At 58.1% G+C, this 25,759-nt stretch carries 15 protein-coding genes and 2 pseudogenes; 13 read left to right on the forward strand and 4 right to left on the reverse strand.

The window, feature by feature from the left end; genetic code table 11:
• Positions 1–175: 175 nt before the first annotated feature.
• Positions 176–2,413 carry a threonine--tRNA ligase gene (thrS, locus tag PSR62_RS24910; RefSeq protein WP_274405659.1) on the reverse strand — a complete coding sequence of 746 codons (2,238 nt, stop codon included), beginning with the start codon at positions 2,411–2,413 and terminating at the stop codon, positions 176–178.
• Between the two features lie 305 nt (positions 2,414–2,718).
• Here thrS and PSR62_RS24915 point away from each other — a divergent pair, with 305 nt between their 5' ends.
• The 5 genes from PSR62_RS24915 to PSR62_RS24935 all read left to right on the forward strand — a co-directional run bounded on the left by PSR62_RS24915 (position 2,719) and on the right by PSR62_RS24935 (position 13,723).
• Entirely contained in the window at positions 2,719–5,367 is a 2,649-nt protein-coding gene (locus PSR62_RS24915; RefSeq protein WP_274405660.1) for a PSD1 and planctomycete cytochrome C domain-containing protein, read from the forward strand.
• 62 nt (positions 5,368–5,429) lie between these two features.
• Positions 5,430–6,929, forward strand: coding sequence for a DUF1501 domain-containing protein (locus PSR62_RS24920; protein WP_274408297.1), 1,500 nt, complete (start codon positions 5,430–5,432; stop codon positions 6,927–6,929).
• Between the two features lie 308 nt (positions 6,930–7,237).
• Positions 7,238–8,278 carry an exonuclease domain-containing protein gene (locus tag PSR62_RS24925; protein ID WP_274405661.1) on the forward strand — a complete coding sequence of 347 codons (1,041 nt, stop codon included), beginning with the start codon at positions 7,238–7,240 and terminating at the stop codon, positions 8,276–8,278.
• Positions 8,279–8,515: 237 nt separating this feature from the next.
• On the forward strand, positions 8,516–11,767 hold the full coding sequence (carB, locus tag PSR62_RS24930) for a carbamoyl-phosphate synthase large subunit (RefSeq protein WP_274405662.1): 3,252 nt from the start codon (positions 8,516–8,518) through the stop codon (positions 11,765–11,767).
• Between the two features lie 240 nt (positions 11,768–12,007).
• Positions 12,008–13,723: an SHD1 domain-containing protein gene (locus tag PSR62_RS24935; RefSeq protein WP_274405663.1), complete on the forward strand. Its 1,716-nt coding sequence runs from the start codon at positions 12,008–12,010 to the stop codon at positions 13,721–13,723.
• Between the two features lie 114 nt (positions 13,724–13,837).
• On the opposite strand, the gene PSR62_RS24940 is transcribed toward PSR62_RS24935, so the two are convergent.
• Entirely contained in the window at positions 13,838–14,239 is a 402-nt protein-coding gene (locus PSR62_RS24940) for a four helix bundle protein (RefSeq protein ID WP_274405664.1), read from the reverse strand.
• Positions 14,240–14,460: 221 nt separating this feature from the next.
• On the opposite strand from PSR62_RS24940, the gene PSR62_RS24945 reads away from it, so the two are divergent.
• The 7 genes and pseudogenes from PSR62_RS24945 to PSR62_RS24965 all read left to right on the forward strand — a co-directional run bounded on the left by PSR62_RS24945 (position 14,461) and on the right by PSR62_RS24965 (position 19,409).
• Complete coding sequence (locus tag PSR62_RS24945; protein WP_274405665.1) at positions 14,461–15,912, forward strand: sigma-54-dependent transcriptional regulator; 1,452 nt, start codon at positions 14,461–14,463, stop codon at positions 15,910–15,912.
• Positions 15,913–15,984: 72 nt separating this feature from the next.
• Positions 15,985–17,490: a leucyl aminopeptidase gene (locus PSR62_RS24950; protein WP_274405666.1), complete on the forward strand. Its 1,506-nt coding sequence runs from the start codon at positions 15,985–15,987 to the stop codon at positions 17,488–17,490.
• Between the two features lie 290 nt (positions 17,491–17,780).
• Positions 17,781–17,912: pseudogene (locus tag PSR62_RS25860) on the forward strand (hypothetical protein); the annotation flags it as partial.
• A gap of 32 nt (positions 17,913–17,944) precedes the next feature.
• The gene (locus PSR62_RS25865) at positions 17,945–18,262 is read left to right on the forward strand and encodes a DUF1589 domain-containing protein (protein WP_443217468.1); all 318 of its coding nucleotides are present in this window, start codon (positions 17,945–17,947) and stop codon (positions 18,260–18,262) included.
• Positions 18,263–18,289: 27 nt separating this feature from the next.
• A complete protein-coding gene (locus PSR62_RS24955; protein ID WP_274408298.1) occupies positions 18,290–18,613 on the forward strand; it encodes a DUF1589 domain-containing protein in 324 nt (107 codons plus the stop codon).
• A 27-nt stretch (positions 18,614–18,640) separates the two neighbouring features.
• Positions 18,641–19,024 (forward strand): annotated as a pseudogene (locus PSR62_RS24960) (DUF1589 domain-containing protein); the annotation flags it as partial.
• Positions 18,993–19,409 carry a DUF1589 domain-containing protein gene (locus tag PSR62_RS24965; RefSeq protein WP_274405667.1) on the forward strand — a complete coding sequence of 139 codons (417 nt, stop codon included), beginning with the start codon at positions 18,993–18,995 and terminating at the stop codon, positions 19,407–19,409. The pseudogene PSR62_RS24960 and the gene PSR62_RS24965, both read left to right, overlap by 32 nt.
• Here PSR62_RS24965 and PSR62_RS24970 read toward each other — a convergent pair.
• Both PSR62_RS24970 and PSR62_RS24975 read right to left on the reverse strand, forming a co-directional pair.
• Positions 19,337–20,770 (reverse strand): DUF1501 domain-containing protein, encoded by a 1,434-nt coding sequence (locus PSR62_RS24970; RefSeq protein WP_274405668.1) that lies wholly within the window; start codon positions 20,768–20,770, stop codon positions 19,337–19,339. The two genes, PSR62_RS24965 and PSR62_RS24970, sit on opposite strands and share 73 nt — an antisense overlap.
• 30 nt (positions 20,771–20,800) lie before the next feature.
• Complete coding sequence (locus PSR62_RS24975) at positions 20,801–23,647, reverse strand: PSD1 and planctomycete cytochrome C domain-containing protein (RefSeq protein ID WP_274405669.1); 2,847 nt, start codon at positions 23,645–23,647, stop codon at positions 20,801–20,803.
• A gap of 268 nt (positions 23,648–23,915) precedes the next feature.
• Between PSR62_RS24975 and PSR62_RS24980 the strand changes: the two genes are divergently transcribed.
• Positions 23,916–25,736, forward strand: coding sequence for an arylsulfatase (locus PSR62_RS24980; protein ID WP_274405670.1), 1,821 nt, complete (start codon positions 23,916–23,918; stop codon positions 25,734–25,736).
• Positions 25,737–25,759 lie beyond the last annotated feature (23 nt).

Consider the following 25,759-nt stretch of genomic DNA (forward strand, 5'->3'; position numbering starts at 1 on the left):
GCCGGAAACACGTCGCAAACACCTGTCGCCGCTCCGCGGCTGGCCGGTCTTCGTGCTGCCACTCCAAACCTCGGGTTGAAACCCGAGGCTGACGAATGTCACCGCTCCGCGGTTGTTGGATCGTCCGAACACGCAAGACCATTCGCGGAGACCGCCGGCGACGGAAAACCCTCGATCAATAATCCGTGGCGGCGCCGCCGGATTCGGCGATCGAAACGGTGCTGCCTTTGACGGCTTGGCGAACCTGACGCGTCTCGACTTCTTTTTGCAGACGCGCGATGGCTTCTTTGATCGGCATCGATCCCAGGTCGCCTTCGATTCGGTCACGCAGCGCGACCTGTCCCGACTCGGCTTCCTTCGGCCCCACCACAGCCATGTAGTTGACCAAGTCGATTTGGGCGTTGCGAATCTTGGCTTGGACCTTGCCGTCGGAGGCATCGACCGTGACCTTGAACCCGGCTTCGTCGAATTGCTTCGCCACCGCGGTCGCGTATTCGACGGATTTGTCCGACAACGGCAGCACACGAATTTGCTCGGGTGACAACCACATCGGGAACGCGCCAGCAAAGTGCTCGATCAACATTCCGGTGAATCGTTCCAGCGAACCAAACGGTGCCCGGTGGATCATCACCGGTCGGTGAGTCGCGTTGTCGTTGCCTTTGTATTCCAGCTTGAAACGTTCGGGCAGGTTGTAATCCAACTGCACGGTTCCCAACTGCCAGGAACGACCGATGCAGTCACGCACCATGAAGTCGGCCTTGGGGCCATAGAACGCCGCTTCGCCGGGCTCTTCGTTGAACGACAAACCGGATTGTTCCAGCACACCTCGCAGAGCACCTTCGGCGTGATCCCAGTTCTCTTCGCTGCCGACGTACTTGCTGCTGTCGGGATCCCGCAGCGACAACTGCACGCGGTAATCGTCCAGCCCAACGGACTCGAGCACGAATTTGGTCAGTTCGATCGTCGCCCGGAATTCCTCTTCGACTTGATCGGCGGTGCAGAAGATGTGTGCATCGTCTTGCGTCAGTCCACGCACCCGCATCATCCCGTTCAGTTCGCCGGTTTGCTCGTGACGGTAAACGGTTCCGAACTCGAACAACCGCAACGGCAACTGCCGATACGATCGTGGCTGAGCACCAAAGATCTGACAGTGGTGCGGGCAGTTCATCGGTTTGAGCAAGTACCGCTCATGATTGAGTTGCCAACGATGCAGCACATCCTTTTTCGCGTCTTTCGATGCAGACGGTTTGTAGTCGGGCAGTTTGACGCCAAAGACTTCCGCCGCGGCGACCAACTTGTCTTCGTCATCCTTGGACAAGTCATCCTTGTCCAAACGAGTGCTCCAAGCATCCAGCAACCCGCCCACTTCGCTGCCGAACAACGGTGCGAACTGACTGTCGCGGTAGTAGGGGAAGTGGCCGCTGGTTTCGTACATTTCCACGCGACCAATGTGCGGGCTGTACACCGGATCGTAACCACGCGAAAGCAATTCGCGACGCAAGAAGTCTTCCAGGGTGACGCGAACACGAGCCCCCTTGGGCAACCACAGGCACAGACCTTGGCCGACTTCAGGACTGATTGCGAACAAGCCGTGCTGTTTGCCCAGCACGCGGTGATCGCGGCGTTTGGCTTCCTCCAGTTGTTCGAGGTAGCTGGTCAGTTCTTTCTTGTCGAAGAACGCGGTGCCGTAGACCCGTTGCAACTGACGGCCGGAGGCATCGCCTTTCCAGTAGGCACCAGCGACACTCAGCAGTTTGATCGCTTTGATCATTCCGGCGTGAGGAATGTGGGGTCCGCGGCAAAGGTCAACGAACTCGCCTTGGCGATAGAAGCTGACCGTGGCTTGGTCGCCCAAACCGGTTTCGATGTGTTCGACCTTCAAATCTTGATCGAGGTCATCGCAAAGCTTGCGGGCTTCGTCGCGATCGAGCACAAAGCGTTCGAACGGTTCTTTGGCTTTGATGATCTTTTTGATTTCCGCTTCGATCTTTGGAAAATCATCCTCGCTGATTTTCTCCGGCATATCGAAGTCGTAATAAAAACCACCGGAGGTGGTCGGACCGAACGCCAGCGAAACGCCTTTGTAGATCCGCATGATCGCGCGAGCCATCACGTGGGCCGCGGAGTGACGCAGGACATCCAGCGCCGATTCATCACGCGTGGTCAGCAGACGAAGCGGAACCACGTTTTCATCATCGGCAATTTCGCCGAGCGGACGAAACGAATCGACGATTGTGCCGTCCACTTCGGCTGCCACGACGCTGCGGGCAAGGCCTTCGCTGATTTCTTTTGCGACGTCCATCGCAGTGGCGTCAGCAGGCTGGGTCTTCAGCGAACCGTCCGGCAAACGGACTTGAACTTCAGCGGCCTGGGAAGAGGAGGAGGCGGAAGGCGAGGGGGAATCAGAGGACATCAGACAATTTTCTTTCTGAACAAGGATGGGTCGCGAGATACGAAGTCGCGAATCGACTGCCAAGAATAGCGGTTCAGGGGGGGACAGCAGAAGTTCAGTTCGAGTTCACCTTGAGTTTCACGATTCTTTCGTCCCCAGGCAGCCATCGCTCCGGACTCCGTTTCCCGAGCAAAACCCTGGCTGAACCGAGGCCGGCCGGCCCCTCTGCAGGTTGTAAATCGGCCTCCCTGAAACACAGCAATCCTGGCCACATCGCACCGCCTGGGCACCCGATTCAGTTGCGACTTGGCTGCCAGTCGACCAAAATGAGATTCCTGCCCTCCCAATTCGCTCCTCGCACCCCCGCCTCGCGAATGCCTGCGTCCTTGCCCTCCGTGGTTTTCATGACTGCGAATCCGATTGCCATGGCGTTCGGCATGGCGATCCTTCTCACCTGCTGCTCGGTGGCCACCGCGGAAGAAACCGTCACCCAGGAGGTTTCCTTCCAGGAAGACGTGCGTCCGATTCTTTCGAACCACTGCTTCGCATGCCACGGTCCCGATGAAAACCACAATGCCGCGGGATTCCGCTTGGATGTTGAGGGCGAAGCCGACCTGGACGAAGTGCTGGTGCGGATCGGGTCGGAAGATCCCGAATCGATCATGCCGCCACCGGACATGCACAAACCGCTGAACCCCGAGCAGATCGCGATTCTGAAACAATGGATCGAGCAAGGGGCACCGTACGAAGCCCACTGGTCATTCGTCGCACCAACCCCGCCTGCGTTGCCCGAGTTGGTGGACGCCGACTGGACCTCCCCCATCGATCGCTTCGTGCGATCCAAAATGGAATCCAAAGGGCTGACACCGCGCCCCCGAGCTGACCGGCGAACGCTGATCCGTCGCCTGTCGCTGGACCTCACCGGGTTGCCCCCGACTGCCGATGAGATCAAAGCGTTTCTGAACGACGACTCGAAAACCGCCTACCAAGACCTCGTTGATCGCTTGATTGCCAAGCCCGCGTTTGGCGAGCACATGGCCCGCTACTGGCTGGACCTCGTCCGGTTCGCGGACACCAACGGGATGCACCACGATCACTACCGCGAGATGACGCCGTATCGCGATTGGGTGATCCGTTCGTTCAATGAGAACTTGCCGTTTGACCAATTCATGGTGGATCAGATCGCCGGCGACCTGCATCCCGATCCCAGCGTCGATCAATTGATCGCTTCGGGCTTCAACCGACTGCACTTGATCATCGATCGCGGAACAGCGCTGCCCGAAGAAAGCTTCATGAAAAATGTGGTCGACCGGGTTTCGGCGGTGGGGACCGCCTTCATGGGGCTGACCCTGCAGTGTGCCGTTTGCCACGATCACAAATACGATCCGATCTCGCAGAAAGACTTTTACTCGCTGTACGCGTTCTTCAACAACTTTGATGGCGGCCCTGAGACGGGCGGACGTCGGGGCACCGATTTCCAACGCGGGCTGCAACCGCCGTTCATTGAGTTTCCCTCGGACGAACAAGCTCAAACGTTGACTCGCCTGAACGACGAGATCGCTCGCTTGCAATCCGAAGCCAAAGCTCTGCAACCCAAACCGGAACCACCCCCACAAGCAGCCCCGGCTGCAGAAAAGGTGACGAGCGACAAAAACGCCGAACCAAGTTCGAGCGTCACGACCTCCGACGCTTCCAAACTTCACCCTCCCTCTGGGAGGGTCGAGCGAAGCGAGGGGAGGGCCGAGCCAGAAATGTCACCGGAAGAGCGCAAGCAAAAACGGCAGCAGGTCCAAGCCGCGATCGCGAAGCTGAACCAAGAACGCGACAGCGTTCTAGTGAACGTTCCCGCGACGCTCGTGATGAAAGAACGAGCGGAAATCCGCCCGGCTCACATCCTGATCCGCGGTGCTTACGATGCTCCTGGCGAAGTGGTGCCCCGCGACACGCCGTCGTTCTTGCCACCGATGCCCACGAAAGATGATCCAAACGCCACCCAAACGCGGATGGATCTGGCGCGTTGGATGGTCGATCCTTCCAACCCGCTGACCGCGCGGGTCGCAGTCAATCGTTTTTGGCAGCAACTGTTCGGCGTGGGGCTGGTCAAGACCTCCGAGGACTTCGGCGCCCAAGGACAACCGCCCTCGCACCCCAAGTTGCTCGATCACTTGGCCATCGACTTCGTCGAAACGGGATGGAACGTGCAAGCCTTGATGCGTTCGATCGTCCACACCAAGGCCTACCAGCAATCGTCGATCGCACCGTCGGACGCCTACGAGTCCGACCCGCAGAACCGTTGGCTCGCTCGTGGGTCGCGTTATCGACTGGATGCCGAAGTCATTCGTGACCAAGTGCTTTCCGTCTGTGGACTGCTCAGCCCCACGATGTACGGCAAGAGCGTCAAACCACCACAACCGGAAGGTCTGTGGAAGATCGTTGCGATGCCAACTTCTTACCCCAACAGCTACGTCCCCGATTCGGGCGAAAACACGGTTCGACGAAGCGTTTACACGTTTTGGAAACGAGGTTTGCCACCGCCGCAAATGACCATCTTCGACGCTCCCAATCGCGACAGTTGCATTGCCAGACGAGAGCGCACCAACACGCCGCTGCAAGCGTTGCTGATGATGAACGAGCCTCAGTTTTTCAGCGCGACCACGGCGTTCGCCCAACGCTTGCTCGACAAGGAAACCTGGAACGCGGACGACAGCGAAAATCAAAAGCGTCTGGCCGCGGCTTACGAAGCGATCACGTCGCGACCGCCCACCGACGCGGCTCTCGAGTCGTTGTCACAATCGCTCGACACCTTTCAAGCGTTGTATGAATCACAGCCAGCCGAGGCCACCGCGCTCGTGCAACGATGCACGGCCCCAACCGTCCAGTCCGTGACGTCCGTGCCCGACCAAATCCGCTTGGCCGCATGGACGATGGTGGTCCATTCCATCTTGAATCTGGACTGCGTTCGAACACGGGAATGACCTCCCGTTTGATCTCGCAAGCCAACTCGCCGAATTCGACCTGCCTCTCATTTGACCTCGCCATGAACGTCACTCAAAACCCTGCCCTTCAAACGCTCGCCAACCTGTCCGGTCGGCGCCAGTTCCTGCAGCACACCGGGATGGGACTGGGAGCCGCCGCACTGGGGTCGATCGTCGCGCGAGCCCAAGCCAATGAAGCCAGTTCGGCGAAGAAGCCGGCGGCAGCGGATTCGAAAGCGGGTGAGATGGCGGGCCTGCATTTTCCCGCCAAAGCCAAGCGGGTGATCTTTCTGTTCATGGCGGGTGCCCCCAGCCAAATGGATTTGTTCGATTACAAACCGGAGCTCGCCAAGCAGTTCAAGCAACCGCTGCCGCCCAGCGTCAGCAACGGGCAACGCGTCACGGCGATGACCCGGGGCCAGGAGCAAATCATCGCACCGTCGATGTTTGAGTTCTCACGACATGGCGAAAACGGGATCCACCTCAGCGAACTGCTGCCGCACCTGGGGACGGTGATCGATGACATCTGCCTGATTCGGTCCACCCACACCGATGCGATCAATCACGACCCCGGCAAAACGCTGTTCTGCACCGGATCCGAGATCCCTGGCAAAGCGAGCTTGGGATCTTGGCTGAGCTACGGCCTCGGCCGGATGAATGAAAACCTGCCCGATTTCATCGTTCTCAACTCCGCGTTTTGGAGCGGTGACAAAGCCAACATCCAAGCTCTCTACAGTCGCTTGTGGGGATCGGGTTACTTGCCATCGAAGCATCAAGGCGTCTCGTTCCAACCCTCCGGTGATCCGGTTTTGTTCCTCTCCAATCCCCAAGGGGTGAACCGGGAAAGTCGGCAAAAAATGCTGGAGCTGGTCACGGACCTCAATCACCAACACATGCAGCAAAGCGGCGACCCCGAAATCCTGACGACGATCGCTCAACAAGAGATGGCCTTTCGGATGCAAGCCTCGGTGCCCGAACTGACGGACCTGAGCCAAGAAACCGAAGACACCTTGGCGATGTATGGTCCCGAAGTTCACAAGAGCGGGTCGTTCGCTCGCAACTGTTTGATGGCCCGCCGAATGGTCGAACGCGACGTGCGATTTGTGCAACTGTTCCACCGCGGATGGGATCACCACTCGCACCTGCCCAAGAAAATTCGCGGCCAAGCCTACGATGTCGATCAACCCTGTGCCGCACTGATTCGCGATCTGCGGCAACGCGGGATGCTCGACGACACACTGGTCGTGTTCGCGGGCGAGTTTGGACGCACCACCTATTGCCAAGGCAAACTGACGCACAAGGATTACGGACGCGATCACCATCCACGTTGCTTCACCACTTGGATGGCCGGCGGCGGTGTCAAAGGCGGCATCGCCCACGGTGTCACCGACGACTTCAGCTACAACGTGGTCGAGAACCCGGTTCATGTGCGAGATTTCAACGCCACCATCCTGCACCAATTGGGAATCGATCACGAACGATTGACGTTCCCGTTCCTTGGACTGGATCAACGTTTGACGGGCGTGGAAGAAGCCCACGTCATCCACGACATTCTGGCTTGATTCCAAATCGTGAATCGCACCCCCTCGACGATTCACCGTGGTTTGAAATGGGTCGAAGACGGTGTTGCCCAAACCAAGTCGAGACACGTCCTTCATTCACGACGGCCCCGTCCGGGGCGAGTTTGCAGGCATGGCTCCGGCGGAGTTCTCGTGGATCGCCCGGTTCGGAAGCCTCGAGAACACTGACGCATGGAGAGATCAAGCATGGTCAATTGGTTCCGGCGGCATTAGGATTTTGGAGCACACGCCATGCTGGATTGCGGAGCAATCCAGGACACTCCCAAAGCGAGCGGACTTAGAACTGCGTCATGGATTTCACCGCAATCGATTTTGAAACGGCGACACGTCGCTCCGACAGTGCTTGCCAACTGGCGGCGGTCCGTGTTCGCGGCGGCGAGATCGTTGACTCGGCAAGCTGGCTGATTCGGCCGCGACCGTTTGTGTTTTCACCGGCCAACATTCAGATCCACGGCATCACCCCCGGCATGGTCCGTGACGAATCTGAATTTGGTGAACTGTGGCCAGACATCCAATCCACGCTCGGCGACGATTGCTTGATCGCTCACAACGCCAGCTTTGATCTCGGCGTGTTGATGGCCTGCTTGGAATCGCATGATCATCCCGTTCCGGACATGCAGTACAGTTGCACGCGAGCGATCGCTCGGCGGACTTGGCCGCAGCAACCTCGGTTTGGTTTGAAACCGTTGTCGGATTGGTTGGGCATTCGGTTCCGTCACCACGATGCCCTCGAAGATTCGATCGCCTGCGCCAAAATTGCTTTGGCCGCAGCGGAAGACTCGGGCGCGACCAGCCTCGAAGAATTGGAAGCCAAGCTTTCCCTTTCGCGGGGCACCGCTGGCGAATGGGGCAAGCAAGGCCCGACCACCCGGCGAGCGTCAACGAAGCGCAAGTCCTCGCCACAGCGTTCCGGATTGCGAACACCGGAAGTCGTGATCGCAGGCTCAACCGTCCCCGATTCCACACCGTCGACTGCCGCCGCACCGCGAACCTGTGGGATCGGTGGCAGCGGGGTCGACCTGCAGCGACTGATGATTCGAGCGGATTTCATCCGTCCGCTGGAAGGTCGAAAAGTCGTCTTCACCGGCGTCCTGCACAAACTGCAGCGAGAGGAAGCCGAATTACTGACCTCGCATTGCGGTGGAAAATGCCAAACCAACGTGTCGCGAAAAACGGACCTGGTCGTGGTGGGTGAACTCGATTCGCGAACGATCCAGGCGGGGCGCACGATGAGCACGAAAGAAGCCACCGCTCGCCAATTGGCCGCCGAGGGGGCGTCTCTGAAAATCATGACGGAACTCGAGTTTCTCGAAATGATCATCGCGATGTGAACATTCGTCTCACGGAGAAATTGCCCGCCAATCTGGGCTCGCAACGTGAATCCGAGCAAGAGTTCGCGACGAATCGATTTTGATCGGATCCCGGTCCTCTGCGCCGAGGACAAACCGTGTTATCCTTCCCGAAATTTTCACGGCAGGCGTCGTTGAATCAGGGCCCCCACAGCTGGTGGGCTCTCGACCGAATCGCCAGCCATTCGAGCCCCTCCGCCCTCTTTTGGGATCGTTTCCGTGCCGCGTCGCGACGACATCAAGAAGATTCTGCTCATTGGTAGTGGCCCGATCGTGATCGGCCAAGCTTGCGAATTCGATTACTCGGGAACGCAGGCCTGCAAAGCATTGCGTGAAGAGGGTTATGAGGTCGTGCTGGTCAACAGCAACCCAGCGACGATCATGACCGACCCGGCGACCGCTGACGCAACGTACATCGAACCGTTGACCTGGCAGATGGTCGAAAAGGTCATCGCCAAAGAACGCCCCGATGCATTGCTGCCAACCCTCGGCGGCCAAACCGGCCTCAACGTCGCGATGGACTTGGACGCCAACGGTGTGCTGGAAAAATACGGCGTTGAAATGATCGCCGCCAACGCCAAGGTCATTGCCAAAGCGGAAGAACGCGAGCAGTTCAAACAGGCGATGGACAAAATCGGTCTGGACGTCTGCAACGGTTTCACCGTCCGAACGCTTGCCGACGCACGCAAAGCCCTCGCAGAAGTGGGCTTGCCCGCCGTCGTCCGACCTTCGTTCACAATGGGCGGCAGTGGCTCAGCGATTGCCTACAACAAAGACGACTTCGACTCGTTGGTGCAAAACGGGCTGGACCAATCGCCCGTGACGGAAGTCTTGATCGAAGAATCGATCATCGGCTGGAAAGAGTACGAGATGGAAGTCATGCGTGACCGCGACGACAACGTCGTGATCATCTGCGCCATCGAAAACTTTGACCCCATGGGCGTTCACACCGGTGACTCGATCACCGTCGCCCCCGCTCAAACGCTGAGCGACAAAGAATACCAACGGATGCGCGACGCCTCGATGGCAGTCATCCGGGAGATTGGCGTCGAAACTGGCGGCAGCAACATTCAATTTGCGATCGAGCCTGACACGGGCCGAATGATCGTGATTGAAATGAACCCGCGAGTCAGCCGCAGCTCGGCTCTGGCCAGCAAAGCGACTGGCTTCCCGATTGCGAAAATCGCGGCGAAGTTGGCCGTGGGTTATCGCTTGTGGGAATTGCCCAACGACATCACTCAAAAAACCAAAGCCTGCTTCGAACCGACGATCGACTACGTCGTCACCAAGATGCCGCGATTCGCGTTCGAGAAGTTCCCCGAAGCCGACGCGACGCTGACCACGCAGATGAAATCGGTCGGCGAAACCATGTCCATCGGCCGCACGTTCCAGGAATCCTTCCAGAAAGCTCTGCGAGGACTGGAAGTCGGTGCGTTTGGATTCGGCAGCGACCCCAAGGATCTCTGGGGAACCGAAGACCAACCCAGCCGCGACGAAATTCGCTCGAAGCTGTCGATTCCTGGTTCAGAACGCGTTTTCTACATTCGCTACGCGTTCAAAGACGGGATGACCGCGGCTGAGATCCACTCGCTGACCAACATCGACCCGTGGTTCTTGGATCACCTGCAACAATTGATCGAAACCGAAGACAACCTCCGCTCGATTGGCAAGCTGGACGCCATCGATGCGGACACCATGCGAGACGCCAAACGTCGTGGGTTCTCGGATCGTCAAATCGCGACGATCACGTCCAAGACAGAATCACAAGTGCGTGCCAAACGCTTGGAACTGGGCATTCGCCCGGTCTACAAGAGTGTCGATACCTGTGCGGCTGAGTTCGAAGCCTTCACACCGTATTACTACAGCACCTACGAATCCGAAACCGAAGTGCCAGCCAAAGGCGACAAGAAACGAGTCGTGATTTTGGGTGGTGGCCCCAACCGAATTGGCCAGGGCATCGAGTTTGATTACTGCTGCTGCCACGCTTCGTTTGCCCTGCAAGAGATGGGCATCGAATCGATCATGGTCAACAGCAACCCGGAAACCGTTAGCACCGACTACGACACCTCGGACATCCTGTTCTTCGAGCCCTTGACCATCGAAGACGTGCTGAACATCTGCGATGCAATGCAGCCCGACGGCGTGATCGTCCAGTTCGGCGGTCAAACCCCACTCAACTTGGCGCGTGGATTGGAACAAGCCGGTGTGCCGATCATCGGCACCAGTGTCGACACCATCGACGCGGCCGAGGATCGCGAATTGTTCAGCAGCCTGATCGACGAACTCGGCCTGCGGCAACCGCCATCGGGCATCGCTCGCAACATGGACGAAGCGCGCGTGGAAGCCAAACGAATCGGCTATCCCGCCCTCGTCCGCCCCAGCTTCGTGCTCGGCGGCCGCGCGATGGAAATCTGCTACGACAACGCCCAGTTCGCTCGCTACGTTGCCGAAGCTTTCATCGTCGCCGATGGTCAACCGGTGCTGATCGATCGATTCCTCGAAGACGCCACTGAAGTCGACGTCGACGCCATCAGTGACGGCAACGACTGCGTGATCATGGGAATCATGGAACACATCGAAGAAGCCGGTGTTCACTCCGGCGACTCGGCGTGCTGCATCCCACCGTTCAGTCTGACTCAACCGGTGCTGGCCGAAATTCGCGATGCAACTCGCAAGCTGGCTGCTCGCTTGAACGTGGTTGGTCTGATGAACATCCAGTTCGCGGTCAAACTCGAAGGCAACCAGCCAACGCTTTACATCCTGGAAGTGAACCCACGTGCCAGCCGCACCGTGCCGTTCGTTGCCAAGGCGACGGGCGTTGCCGTGGCAAACATCGCGACCAAAGTCATGGCCGGAAAGACGCTGAAAGAACTGGGCGTCACCGAAGAACCCATCCCACGCCATGTCTCGATCAAAGAAAGCGTGTTGCCGTTCCGGAAATTCGCCGGCGTCGACATTGTGCTCGGCCCCGAAATGCGGAGCACGGGCGAAGTCATGGGTGTCAGTGAACTGTTCTCGATCGCGTTTGCGAAAAGCCAACTGGCTGCGGGAACCGTGTTGCCGGAATCCGGCAAGATCTTCTTGTCGCTGTCCGCCAACCACAAAGAATCCGCCGAATCGCTCGGCAAGTCGTTGATCGACTTGGGTTTCGAATTGCTGGCCACCGAAGGCACCGCCGTCCGCTTGGAAGAATCCGGCGTTGCGGTGACCCGCGTCAAGAAGCTGTCCGAGGGTCATCCCAACCTGATCGACTACCTCAAGAACGACGACGTTCAGCTGATTCTGAACACGCCGTCGGGCAAGGGTGCTCGGACAGACGAAGGCAAGATCCGTGCTGCTGGGGTTCAACACGGAGTGCCCTGCATCACGACGCTGGCCGCCGCCGAAGCCGCCGTGCGAGCCATGGTGGCGATGCGTGACACGCCAATGGAAGTCGAATCGCTGCAGCGTCGCTACGCACAGAACGCCTAGTTCGACTGTTGATTGAGTCAGCCGGAACGCGATCGCGTCCGGTTCGTCTCCGGTAACCGTGGGCCAGCGCCCGTCGGCTGATCCTTCGATCTGGCAAACGTTTTAAATCAACAGTCTGCTAGTCAGAATGTGAACGTTTGAGGAAACAGTCGCCCAACCGCGGCTGTTTCCGTTCACAAGCGATGTTTCGAGCCATTAAGATGGGGATCTCATCCCCCATGGTTGTCAGGCGACGAAAACATGACTCATCGATTGAAGCGTCCCAAAGAAATCTTGGTCGGCACGCTGCTACTGGGCGGCTTGCTGGTCGGCTCGCTGCTCACCGTTTCTGCGGCCACTGCGGCTGATCCCGCTCGTTTCAGCAATCAGGTTGGCGAGTCGGTCACCTACAAAATCAACATTCAAATTGGCATCGGCAAGGATGCGGGCAAGTACCCCGGCTCGTTGACTTATCACGTCAAATCGGCCACGCCAGAACTGATCCAGCTGACCGTCACAGGCGATCTCCAGGGCAAATTCTCCCGGCCCTCTTCGTTCTTTCGCAGCAGCAACGATTCTCCGTTGCCGACCCTCGAATCGGTTTCTTGCCGCGGGGCCTTGCTGGGCATCACGCCACTCGGTGAAGTCGAGGTGGCCCAGCGAGACGAGATGCTGGGTTTGCTGCTCGGCACGATCGGCCAACTCGCCATCGCACCACTGCCGCCTGCGGACGCGGCTCCCGTCAATGCACGCGCTGCGAACAACGGTGCCGATGTCGCGGTGACCTGGGATGTTTCTGACACGACCACGATCGCGCGCGTTAGCAGCCCCTTTGGGATGACACCTTCGTTCGCCAGCCGGGCTGGAATCAACAACAAAAAGCTCTCGATCGCGACCGAAAAGTGGAAGTATGTCGCTCATCCAGCGGCCCGAAACCGGATGAAGATCGATCATCAATACGAGTTGTCCGCGCCCGAATCCGATCCGCCACTGAAGATGCAAGGTGAGGGCATTGCGTTCTTCAACTTGGACGACGGCTTCTACGAACAAATGCAAATCAATCGGATGCTGTTCCAAGTTGAGGATGGGGTGGAGGTGAAGATCCCCGTGTCGATCGCCTTGGTTCGTGAGACCCAGCAGGAACGCGATGCCAAAATTGCCGCGGCCAAGGAAGCGGCTCTCAAACGCACGCGGCCATTCACCGATGCCGAGCGAAAACAGTGGGTTCAGGCACTCGCCCCGGGTTCTTCCGCCGTGGTGGCTCACCGCGCGATGACGGAACTCAATTCCCGGAATCAACGGCAAGACCCGGTGCTCGCGCAGGCATTGCTGAAGCGAGCCGAAACCTCCGACAACAACATGAAATCCTTCTACTATTCCGCAGCGGCTCGCTATGACGAATCGATCAAGCAAATGGCGGAGGACCGTCGCGATTACAGCCGTGGGGTTGGGACGGTGAAGCGGACCGGCGCCCCAGTCACCACCGCCAGCCGTTTGGTTGTTGGCCAGATCCTCGCCAAATCGCGAGAACGGTTCAGCGGCCACGAGGCGGTGGAAGTCACGGAGATTCATGACCGCAACGAAGTCTCGGTGCGATCCGTCGGTGGGCACGGCCGAGTGGAACGGGTCAATGTCTCACTGTTGCGTTATCCCCCGGACACGGTTCCACAACCGGTCCACACCCGGCCTGAACCACGAGCCCGACGAGTCGCTCCCAAACCCCGGGTGGTGATGGAGGAACCGGAGGAGTTCGACGAAATGGATGCCATCCGAACTTGGACCGACAAAACGGGGAAATTCAAGATCGAGGCCTCGTTTCTGGCGGTGGAAGACGAAAAGGTTCGCCTGAAATCCGCGGACGACAAAACGATCGAAGTCCCGCTGGCGGCACTCTCGAAGAAGGACGCGGACCTGGCGGAACAATTCCAAAAGGAATCCGAAGCTCCCGCCAATCCATTTCAGGTTGTGACGGAATGATCCACCGAGTCGCCCCACACCGAGCCTGCTGCCTCGGTGAACTCAACCGCGGAGAAGGCAATTGAAAAAGTTAAATTGACAATTGTAAATTTCAAATTGTTGGTTGAAGGGCAGCTACTTCGTGTTTTGTAGATTTGCTTTTGCCGTCACAACAGATTTCCCAATGATGTTGCACAGTTGGATGCACTCATCGAGAAGCGGCTTGATGCGGTCATCGGAAAGCATCTCCGACTTCAGAATTAGCTTGACCCAAGTTCGCGATTCACGAAGCTCCTTCAACGCGATCCCCAGCTTGTGAACAAAGTCCTTCTTGCTTTCAGCGGCACACGCTTCGGCATAGTTTGGTGCGGGCGAAGTGCCACTTCGCACCAGCTGGCCAGCGATGTGCCGCCCCAGGCGGGTCTCCGGCAACGCTTCGACCAATTTCCCGACGCGTGTCGCGAAATCCAGTAGCCGATCTTCTAAATCTTCACCACGCTGATCCATTAGGTCGCTCGCCGGCTGGAGAACAAACAAATTTACAATTTCCAATTGTCAATTTAACTTTTTCAATGGCGTCGAGTGATGAGTATCCCCTCCTTCATTTTGTGCAGGATCATCTGACGGACGATTGAAGCCCCAAACCCCAGTTTCGGAGACATGGTTCCCAGGAACCTGGACTGGCTTAGAATCTAGGGCTCACGACCACGAAATGGGGTCGTTTTTCGCCAGCCCTTCTCGTCATCCGTCTGATTTGAATGACTTCCGATCTCACTGCTGCCACTGATTCTCCCACCGAGCCGCTCGATCGTTCCAAGTATCGGTTGCTGGTCGTCGACAACGAGGCCGCTCATGCGCGAGCGATGACGGAGAGCCTGGAGAAAGTCGGCTACGTTTGCGAAGTCGCGACCAGCGGCCCCGACGCTGCCGCTCTGATCCAGCGAGAAACGTTTGACATCATCATCACGGACATGGTGATGAACGACGTTGACGGAATGAAAATCCTCGCTCTGGCCAACGAACGACTGCCCGAATGCGAAGTCGTGATGGTCACCGGACACGCGACCGTGCCGATCGCTGTCGAAGCCATGCAACTGGGCGCGTTCAACTTCCTCGAAAAACCGATCACGCCCAGTCGGCTGCGGGCCATCGTCGAAAAGGCCGCCGAGAACGTCGAATTGCGACGCCAAAACACCGAGTTGATGCAGCGACTCGATGAGCGATTTGGCTTTGAAGGAATCATCTACACCAGCAAGAAGATGCAGACGGTCATCGATCGTCTGCGGCGAATCGCGGCCACTGACGCAACCGTGCTGATCACCGGTGAATCCGGAACCGGCAAAGAGATGGTGGCCCAAGCGATTCACCAGAACAGCCCTCGGAAGAACAAACGGATCGTCGCGCTCAACACCCGAGCCGTTTCCGAAAACCTGGTCGAAAGCGAACTGTTTGGCCACGTCAAAGGATCGTTCACCGACGCGGTCTCTGATCGCGAAGGTGCGTTTGAGTACGCCAATGGCGGAACGCTGTTCCTGGACGAAGTTGGCGACATGCCGATGAGCACCCAGATCAAACTGCTGCGAGTGCTGGAAGAAAGCCAGATCACTCGCGTCGGCGGCAACAAATCCATCAAGGTCAACGTTCGCCTGATCTCGGCCACCAACCGACCGCTCGAAGAGATGATCGATGCAGGAACGTTCCGCAACGACCTCTACTTCCGACTGAAAGTCGTGACGATCGAACTGCCGCCGCTGCGTGAACGTCGCGACGATGTGATCACGCTGATGGACCATTTCCGCAAGATGTTCCTGCGGCGGCACGGGAAGTCCTCTGCCCATTTCACCCCTGCGGTGACCAAGAAGTTCTTCGCTTATGACTGGCCCGGCAACATCCGTCAGCTCCGAAACTTTGTCGAAACCATGGTGGTGCTGGACACCGATGGGTCGCTCGATGAAGACGACTTGCCACCTGAATTGATTGACGAGACTCCACCGGAAGGCAGCGACGCAACAATGCCAGCCTTGATCGAAGGCTCGATGAGTTTCGTTGGGAAGCCGCTTGCCGAGATTGAACGCTGGGCAATCGAAGAAACGCTGAAGATGACCGGCAACAATCGGGAAGAAGCCGCCAAGATCCTTCAGATCGGCGCCCGGACGCTCTACCGCCGTCTCGACCAATACAAAAAAGATGAAGACGAAGCCACGTCATGAACCATCGCCTCGTCAAATCAACTTGATCTGACCAACCACTTCCTTTCTCTTTCGACTGACACCGGATCCAAAATGCAACCTTTGCCTTTCCCTTCGTTGACGCTGACCGCCGAAGCCAAACTTGACCTCGCCAAAGCAGGTGTGTTGGTCCTCGGCGTCGAACCGGCCGGCGATTCGGAGGATTCCTCCGACGGCAAAGCAACGGCGAAGTGTGTTGCGATCTCAGCGTTGCCTGAATCGCTCGCCAAGACCGTTCAAAACGCTTGCGACTCCGGTCAAGTGAATGGCAAACCCGGCGAATTGACCAGCTTCGCGACCGGCGACTCTCAAACGCCTTGGATCGTGCTCGCCGGATTGGGCGCAAGCGACAAACGCACGCGAGGGTCCGCCATTGAACTGGGCGCCGCGGTGGTTCGCAGCTTGGTCGACAAACCTCGCCCACAAATCACATTTGCCTTGGGCGATGGTGTCACCGCCGAAAACCACGATGCCGTCGTCGCCGGTGCGGTCTCCGGATGCGAAGGCCAACACCTGTACCAACGTGAACCAGCCGTCTCGGTTCCCGACGCGATCGCATTCGTTGGTTACTCAGCCGAAGCCGTTTCGCGAGGCGAGAAGCTCGGCCAATCGATCAATCACACTCGGCGTCTGGTCAACGAGCCACCGTCGATCATGAACCCAACCGGCTTCGCTCAATACGCTGAAAAAATCGCCAGCGATTGCGGTTTGAAATGCGAAATCTGGGACGAGAAGAAACTGGCAGCTGAAAACTGCCGAGCGATCTTGGCTGTCGGCCGAGCATCGACCAGCCCTCCGCGTTTGGTGATGCTGCGTCACGATGGCGGTGGCGACGAAGCCCCACTCGTGATCGTTGGCAAAGGCGTCACGTTCGACTCCGGCGGTTTGTCACTCAAACCCAGCGATGGCATGGTCGACATGAAGTGCGACATGGCTGGGGCGGCCACCGTTGTTGGCGTGATGAACGCGCTCGCGAAACTGAAGGTGCCACGCAACGTCATCGGGCTGTGTGGGCTGGCCGAAAACATGGTCAGCGGTGACAGCTACAAACTGGGTGACGTGATCGAAACCCGCAGCGGCAAAACGATTGAGATCTTGAACACCGACGCCGAAGGCCGCGTGGTGCTGGCCGACACGCTGGACGTCGCCGTCCAACAAAAGCCCCAAGCGATCGTCGACTTGGCCACGCTCACCGGTGCTTGCATGGTGGCCCTGGGAATCGATGTCGCTGGTTTGATGACCAACAACCAAGCCCTCTGCGACGCAGTTCAAAGCGCGGCGGAATCCGAGTGCGAACCCGTTTGGCAATTGCCAATGTTCTCGCTGTACGACGACAAAGTCAAAAGCAAAGTCGCTGACATCAAGAACGTCGGCGAAGGTCGCTGGGGCGGCGCGATCACCGCTGCGAAGTTCCTGGAGAACTTTGTCGCCGACGTGCCTTGGGTGCACATCGACATCGCTGGCCCCGCCTTCGTTGATTCCGCCAAGCCTCATCGTGATGCAGGTGCCACCGGCGTCATGGTCCGAAGTCTGGTCCGCTGGATCGAAAACGCTTCGTAAGCAAAGGCCTCCAAGCCGTTTGGATAATCCCCGTCGCCGGATTCGCCAGAATTCGGTTCCCGATCCCCGTAGGCGATGTTCCACATGGCGTCCACGCCGATGCTTTGGAACAAAGCGAGGCGTTGTCAAAACGCGCTCGCGAGAGCAACGTTCACCGGCAAGGAACCATCGCCAGGTGGAACCTGGCCTACAGCAACCACGCCGGCTCGTAGCCGGATTCGCCAGAATTCGGTTCCGATCCCCGTAGGCCATGTTCCACATGGCGCCCACGCCGATGCTTTGGAACAAAGCGAGGCGTTGTCAAAACGCGCTCGCGAGAGCGACGTTCACCGGCCAAGAACCCTCGCCAGGTGGAACCTGGCCTACGGCAGCCACGCCGGCTCGTCGCCGGATTCGCCAGAATTCGGTTCACGATCCCGTAGGCCATGTTCCACATGGCGTCCACGCCGATGCTTTGGAACAAAGCGAGGCGTTCTCAAAACGCTTTCGCGAGAGCGACCTTCACCGGCAAGGAACCATCGCCAGGTGGAACCTGGCCTACGGCAGCCGCCCCGACTCGTCGCCGGATTCGCCAGAATTCGGTTCCGATCCCCGTAGGCCATGTTCCACATGGCGTCCGCGCCGATGCTTTGGAACAAAGCGAGGCGTCATCGAAACGCTTTCGCGAGAGCAACCTTCACCGGCCAAGCACCCTCGCCAGGTGGAACCTGGCCTACAGCAGCCACGCCGATTCGTAGCCGGATTCGCCAGAATTCGGTTCCGATTCTCGTAGGCCATGTTCCACATGGCGTCCGCGCCGATGCTTTGGAACAAAGCGAGGCGTCATCGAAACGCTTTCGCGAGAGCAACCTTCACCGGCAAGGAACCCTCGCCAGGTGGAACCTGGCCTACAGCAGCCACGCCGACTCGTAGCCGGATTCGCCAGAATTCGGTTCACGATCCCCGTAGGCCATGTTCCACAGGGCGCCCACGCCGATGCTTTGGAACAAAGCGAGGCGTCATCGAAACGCTTTCGCGAGAGCAACCTTCACCGGCCAAGCACCCTCGCCAGGTGGAACCTGGCCTACGGCAGCCACCCCGACTCGTCGCCGGATTCGCCAGAATTCGGTTCCGATCCCCGTAGGCCATGTTCCACATGGCGTCCGCGCCGATGCTTTGGAACAAAGCGAGGCGTTGTCAAAACGCGCTCGCGAGAGCAACCTTCACCGGCCAAGCACCCTCGCCAGGTGGAACCTGGCCTACAGCAGCCACGCCGACTCGTAGCCGGATTCGCCAGAATTCGGTTCACGATCCCCGTAGGCCATGTTCCACATGGCGCCCACGCCGATGCTTTGGAACAAAGCGAGGCGTTGTCAAAACGCGCTCGCGAGAGCGACGTTCACCGGCCAAGAACCATCGCCAGGTGGAACCTGGCCTACGGCAGCCACGCCGGCTCGCAGCCGGATTCGCCAGAATTCGGTTCACGATCCCCGTAGGCCATGTTCCACATGGCGTCCGTGCCGATGCTTTGGAACAAAGCGAGGCGTTGTCAAAACGCTTTCGCGAGAGCAACCTTCACCGGCCAAGCACCCTCGCCAGGTGGAACCTGGCCTACAACCGCCACGCCGACTCGTCGCCGGATTCGCCAGAATTCGGTTCACGATCCCCGTAGGCCATGTTCCACAGGGCGCCCACGCCGATGCTTTGGAACAAAGCGAGGCGTCATCAAAACGCTTTCGCGAGAGCAACGTTCACCGGCCAAGCACCCTCGCCAGGTGGAACCTGGCCTACAGCAGCCGCCCCGACTCGTAGCCGGATTCGCCAGAATTCGGTTCACGCGGCGGCGTCTGAACTCTGGCGAGTCCAGCTACGAAGCTTTGATCAGCGGCTCGATCACTTTGCCGCCGAACTGGCTGAGTTGCTTGAATCGGCCGGCGTGATAATACGTGAGCTTGTTGTCATCGAGCCCCAACAATCGCAACAACGTGACATGGAAGTCACGAACCGGCCGCACCTCTTCGACCGCCGTCATCCCAGTCTCATCCGTCGCGCCGATCGTGTGCCCCGCGTTGACGCCTCCGCCAGCCATCCAAATTGTCATCGCGTTGGCGTTGTGATCGCGTCCGTAGGCGGTTCCGCCTCGAACGCCGTTGTCGGGTGAACGACCAAATTCGCCGCACCACACGACCAAGGTGCTCTCGAGCAATCCACGTTGCTTCAAGTCTTGAATCAATGCCGCGATGGGTTGATCGACACCTCGCACCAAGTTCCCGTGCGCCCGTTCGATGTAGTCGTGGCTGTCCCAGGTTCCGTTGTACAACTGAACGAAACGCACCCCCTTCTCGACCATCTTGCGAGCCAACAAACACTTGCGCCCAAAAGCATCGGTGGCATCGTTCCCGATCCCATACAGAGCGAACGTTTCCTTCGTCTCGCCGGAAAGGTCCATCGCTTCGGGAACTTCGGTCTGCATCCGAAACGCCAACTCGTAACTCTCCAGGCGTGCGGACAGTTCATCCTGCCCCGGATGCTTGGCCGCATGTCGCTGGTTCATCCGTGCAAGCAGATCCAGATTCAGTCGCTGCCGTGCTCGGCTGACCCCGGCCGGTGGTTGCAGATCCAGAATCGGCGATCCTTTGGCTCGCAGGGGCGTGCCTTGATAGAACGCCGGCAGATAACCGTTGCTCCAATTCGCCGCTCCGCCTTGCGGGTACGACACCTCTGGCAACACGATGAACCCGGGCAGACTTTGATTTTCGGAACCGAGTCCATAAGTCACCCAAGCCCCGATGCCGGGATCACCGCCGAAGCGATTGCCGCAGTTCATTTGATACATCGCGGTGGGATGGTTGACGCTATCGACCTGGCACCCTCGGTAAAAACAAAGCTCGTCCGCGACCTTCGGCAAATGCGTCCAGTTGTCCGCCATCGGCGCACCGCTCTCGCCGTGCCGCGAAAACGAAAAGGGGCTTTGGACGAAGTAACGTTTGCCGCTCTCCATCGCGGATTTCTGTTGGCCTTGGCGAACAAACTCCTGCAAGTGCAACTGGTTGAGTTTGGGTTTGGGATCGAACGTGTCGATGTGCGACGGCCCACCTTCCATCATCAAGAAAATGCAGTTCTTCGCCTTGGCTGGGACATGCCCAGGCTTGGGCTGCATCGGCGCGGCTTCGCTGTTTTCGGCACGCCTGTCTTCCGCAGATGCTTCGTCCGCCAACATCGACGCCAGCGCAATCCCGCCCAGCGATGTCCCCATCCGAAACAAACTTTCGCGTCGTGGGATCACAAACATTGCATCCACCTTGATAGGAACAAACGGCGCCGGATGAATTCAATCCACATAAACAAACTCGTTGCAATTCAGCAGCACCAAACAAACATCCGCCAACGCCCAGGTCTGCCGATCCACATCGGCCGGTTGCAAATCAGGTTGAAAGTCCACGTTGGCGTGCAAGCGTTCGACAAACTCGAACTTCTCGCCCGTGTTCTCTTCCACCGCTTTGCGCACCACTTCCAAAGGCGGGCGGTCACGTTCAGGTGGCGACGCCGGAAGGATTTCATTCACGCGTGACCAATGCGACAACATTTCCCCCACCTCTTCGCTCGAAGGCGATCGTGACAACACCAGTTCAAAACACCGGGCGATCGCTTCCTCGTCCGAGTGCGTTTCCCGGCGGACTCGATCGGCCAAGGCCAAAGCACGAGCGTGCGTGCTTTGCCCATTGAAGAGGCTGAAGACCTGAGGCGTGACCGTGGATGCGGATCGTCGCTCACATGAGAAATCGGGCGATGGCACGTTGAAGACTTCCAAAAACGGATCAATCAAACCGCGAAGTTTCAACACGTAGATGGATCGCCGATGACGCTCTTTCGGTTTTGGATTGGGGACCCAAGCGGCCGCGAATGTTCCCATGACCTGTCGAGGCTGCAACGCAACCTCCTGATTGATCTCGGGCCGACATGGGATCCCACCCAGCACCGGGTTGAGTTCTCCGGTCACCGCCAACATCGAATCCCGCAGTTCTTCAGCACTCAACCGACGAGGTTGGAATCCCAGAGACGGCTGAGCAGATGCACTGGAAGTAGAACGACAATAAACATCCGAATTCATGATCCGGCGATGCATCGCTTTGATCGACCAGTTCTCTTCCACCAACGTGGCCGCCAACCAATCCAGTAACTCCGGGTGCGTCGGCGGTTTTCCGGTTGCACCAAAGTTGTTGGCGTTGCCCGCGATGGCGTCTCCGAAATGCCATTGCCATAAACGATTGACGATCACGCGAGACGTCAGCGGGTTTTCCGGTGCCGCCACCCAATTCGCGAATGCGGCCCGGCGTCCTTCGATGGCGACCGGAATGTCCGCCGCGACCTGATTCTCAATCACGCTGAGCACGCCAGGGGAGACCGCTTCGCCGGCGGAAAAGGGATCGCCACCGGTCAAGATCACGCTGGATTCCAGCTCCCCCTTCTTCAACCGATCCTGCGGCATTCGGATCGGACTCACGACCGACGTTCGCGAAACGGTTCGTCCGCTGTAGACCGCCAAGGCATACGGTTGGTAACGATCTTGTTCCCAGCGTAAACGTTGCAATCCCTTTCGCGCGACGCGTTCCTTCCCAAATTGCTCCGGCGTGAACCCGACCAACTTTGGCGGGTAGTCGCTCTCCGGTACTCCCGCCGCTCGCATCGCATTGCGAGCGGAGGTGAACAGCGACTTTGTTTTCCCGTCGGATCGCAACCGTTTCAGTTCCGCATTCCACGCAGCCGGGTCCTTGCCGTTTTCCGCAAACCAAATCTGTGAGTTATCCAGGAGGACTTGTTCGATCTCTTCGAGCGTCCGTTCGTGGATTTGCTTCGAACGATCGAGATAACGTTTCTCATCAAAACCAGCCCGGTTCTCATCGTCTAAGAATGCCGCCTTCCGCTCGGCGAGCTGTGTCGTCGCGAAAACAGCTTGGACGGAGTAATAATCTCGCGTGGGAATCGGATCGAACTTGTGATCATGACAGCGGGCGCACTGCAACGAATGCCCCAAGAACGTTTCACCGACACTGTTGGTCACATCGTCGAGGAACCGTTGACGAGCCACCTTGGCGACCTCCATCGAGGTCAACTCCCAAGGCCCCATCCGCAAAAAACCAGTCGCGATCAAACACTCCGGATCGCTGGGATCGATCTCATCGCCCGCGATCTGTTCTCGGATGAATTGGTCGTACGGTTTGTCTTCGTTGAAGGAGCGAATGACGTAATCGCGATACCGCCACGCGTTCCCTCGTTCAAAATCATTCGCGAATCCGGAGGAGTCGGCGTAGCGAACCACATCCAACCAATGCTGAGCCATCCGCTCGCCGTAATGAGGCGACTGCAACAACCGCTCGACCAACATTTTAAATGCTGCACGATCATCGGCGGGGTCTTGGAGAAAGCGTTTCACATCTGAGGGAGTTGGCGGCAATCCGGTCAGGTCGTAAGTGGCTCGGCGAATCAATGTTCGGCGATCGGCCCGCGGTGCCACATCGTTCGCATCAGTCCAGTCGGCTTCGATCAAGACATCGATCGGATTCCGCTGCTTCTTCAACGCAGGCTTCTGCACCGGTTGATAGGCCCACAATCCGGCTGGGTCATACTTCCGGTTCGTCCAATGTTCATCGAGCCCACCGGAGGTTGCGACGGTGATGCCATCTTCGGCGGACCACACGTCTTCATAGGAAGCTTGGATCTCGGCCACGCGATCCTTGTCTGGCCAAACCGCACCGGAGGCAATCCAATCTCGCAGCCATTCCAGTTGCTGCTTGGAAAGTTGCTCGGATTCCTTCGGTGGCATCTCCGACCAATTATCGCTGGTTCTCGTCGATGCCAAATACAGTGGGCTGTGTTCCGGCGCACCAGGAACAACCGCAGCTTCCCCGCTGTCGCCGCCATCTTCCAAGCCAGCGAACGATCGCAGATCCAACGAACCTTCGATCAAATCAGGATCCTGCCCGTGACATCCCAAACACTTTTCGCGAAGCAGCGGTGCCACCCGGCGAACGAACAACGCTTCCGAATCCGACACACTGGACGATTCCGCGATGTCATCGGCAAACAGTTGGCCATTCATCAAGATCGCCAGCAACCATAGCGTCAGCGGTTTCCTGATGGTCGTCAGAATGCGAACTCGCATGCGATGGTGGGTCACGGGTAAAGGAATCCTTCGCGTCCGGCCAGACGCATCGGGCTTGCTACTTTAAAAGTCAACCGAACCCAACCAGGGTAACTCATACTGACATGTGGTGCTCGATGGAGACTCATTCAGTCAATGAAAAGGTCGCCGAAAAACTGGCACTGACCGACGCTTCGTAAGTTCTTTCCCACACACACGATCGGTCAATCGAACAAACTGCTTTCGTGTCTCCAGCGTCACATCGGCATCACGTTTGAACGACAAGTCCGCCTCGGGGAATACGATGGTTGACCTCGATTGCAATTGTCCCCACACCATTCCGATCATCGACCACTCCATGCACCATCGAATTTGGATCCTCCTCGCCGCCTGCCTGACGACTTGTTCTCCCGCCTGGGCTCAAACCCCCAGCGAGTCCCGCCCCAACGTGATTTTGGTGGTGACCGACGACCAGGGTTACGGCGACATGTCTTGCCACGGCAACCCTTGGCTCGACACGCCCAACTTGGACCGCCTCGCATCGCAAAGCGTGCGGCTGGAAAACTTTCACGTCGATCCGGTTTGCACGCCCACCCGAGCCGCATTGATGACGGGCCGTTACTGCACACGTGTGGGTGCTTGGGCGGTCACCGAAGGTCGCCAGTTGCTCGATCCCGACGAAACAACCATGGCCGAAATTTTTCGCGAATCGGGCTATCGCACTGGCATGTTTGGCAAGTGGCACCTGGGTGACCCGCCGCCGTTTGCACCTCGTGAGCGAGGGTTTGAAACCGTGGTCCGGCACATGGCGGGCGGGGCAGACGAGATCGGAAATCCGACCGGCAATGACTACTTCGATGACACCTACTTCCGAAACGGAACACCTGAATCGTTCGACGGATACTGCACGGATATCTGGTTCGATGAAGCGATTGATTTCATCCAGAAGGAATCGGAACAACCATTCTTCGTTTACATCCCCACCAACGCGATGCACAGCCCGTACTTGGTTGCCGATCGTTATTCCGATCCGTTCAAGCAGCAAGGTATCGAACCCCAACGAGCTGCCTTCTATGGAATGATTCAAAACTTTGACGAGAACCTTGGCCGACTCCTGAAGAAGCTTGACCAAGACAACCTGCGTGACAACACGTTGCTGATATTCATGAGCGACAATGGCACGGCGCAAGGAGCCAGCGAACAAAATCGCAAGGTCGGATTCAACGCGGGCATGCGAGGAAAGAAAGGCTCAGTCTACGAAGGCGGTCACCGTGTTCCGTGTTTCGCAAGCTGGCCGGCGAAGTGGGATGGCAATCGTCCAGTCGACCAATTGACTTGTCATCGTGATTGGTTGCCAACCTTGATCGATCTTTGTGATTTGAAGCGACCGACCGACATCCAGTTCGACGGGCGTTCGATGGCGGGACTGCTCAATCATTCCTCGCAGCAGTGGCCTGAACGGACCCTGATCATTGAACGCCAACCGGACAACGTCGTCTCGGCAACGAAGACGCAGGGCAGGGCACAACCGCCGTTTGTCGTGCTGACAGACCGCTGGCGATTGGTTCGCGACGAACTGTACGACAACCAAAACGATCCGGGGCAGTTCAAGAACATCGCCGCCGAGTATCCCGAGGTCGTGCGTGAATTGCGTGCTGAATACGACTCCTACTTTGAGGACGTTCACGGGAGCCGCAAGGACGTGATTCGATTCGTCGTCGGCAAGGACACCACGCCCATTCTGATCACCGTCCGAGATTGGCACCCGACCGAAGGCCGAGTGATTTGGAAACCGTCTCAGTTGCCGGACAGCAATCTGCTGATCAACGGCTTCTGGGAAATCGAAGTGGCGGAAGCGGGACGATACGCGATCAAACTGCAACGTTTCCCCGACGACGCATTGGCTCCGATCCAAGCCGACCAGGCTCGCCTTCGTGTGGGCTCGATCGAGCAAGCTCAAACACTGAAGCCGGAAGATTCATCCGTCACGTTCGAGATCGATCTTCCCGCTGGTCCGCATCGATTGCAGACCTGGTTGCGTGACGCGGCCAGCCAGAAAATTCGCGGGGCCTACTTTGTGGAATTCACACGAATCGGGCCGAGCGATGTGCCTCCGCGTCGATGAACGCGAGGTGGGACGGGATCGTG

Origin of the sequence: Rhodopirellula sp. P2 (assembly GCF_028768465.1) — a bacterium.
Classification (GTDB): Bacteria; Planctomycetota; Planctomycetia; order Pirellulales; family Pirellulaceae; genus Rhodopirellula.

Excerpts from the sequence above, each read along its gene's own strand:
- PSR62_RS24915 (WP_274405660.1), top strand. The coding sequence starts at position 2,719 with ATGAGATTCCTGCCCTCCCAATTCGCTCCTCGCACCCCCGCCTCGCGA.
- PSR62_RS24980 (WP_274405670.1), top strand. The coding sequence starts at position 23,916 with ATGGTTGACCTCGATTGCAATTGTCCCCACACCATTCCGATCATCGAC.
- PSR62_RS24945 (WP_274405665.1), top strand. The coding sequence starts at position 14,461 with ATGACTTCCGATCTCACTGCTGCCACTGATTCTCCCACCGAGCCGCTC.
- PSR62_RS24935 (WP_274405663.1), top strand. The coding sequence starts at position 12,008 with ATGACTCATCGATTGAAGCGTCCCAAAGAAATCTTGGTCGGCACGCTG.
- PSR62_RS24920 (WP_274408297.1), top strand. The coding sequence starts at position 5,430 with ATGAACGTCACTCAAAACCCTGCCCTTCAAACGCTCGCCAACCTGTCC.
- PSR62_RS24925 (WP_274405661.1), top strand. The coding sequence starts at position 7,238 with ATGGATTTCACCGCAATCGATTTTGAAACGGCGACACGTCGCTCCGAC.
- PSR62_RS24950 (WP_274405666.1), top strand. The coding sequence starts at position 15,985 with ATGCAACCTTTGCCTTTCCCTTCGTTGACGCTGACCGCCGAAGCCAAA.
- thrS (WP_274405659.1), bottom strand. The coding sequence starts at position 2,413 with ATGTCCTCTGATTCCCCCTCGCCTTCCGCCTCCTCCTCTTCCCAGGCC.
- PSR62_RS24965 (WP_274405667.1), top strand. The coding sequence starts at position 18,993 with ATGCTTTGGAACAAAGCGAGGCGTTGTCAAAACGCTTTCGCGAGAGCA.
- PSR62_RS24955 (WP_274408298.1), top strand. The coding sequence starts at position 18,290 with ATGCTTTGGAACAAAGCGAGGCGTCATCGAAACGCTTTCGCGAGAGCA.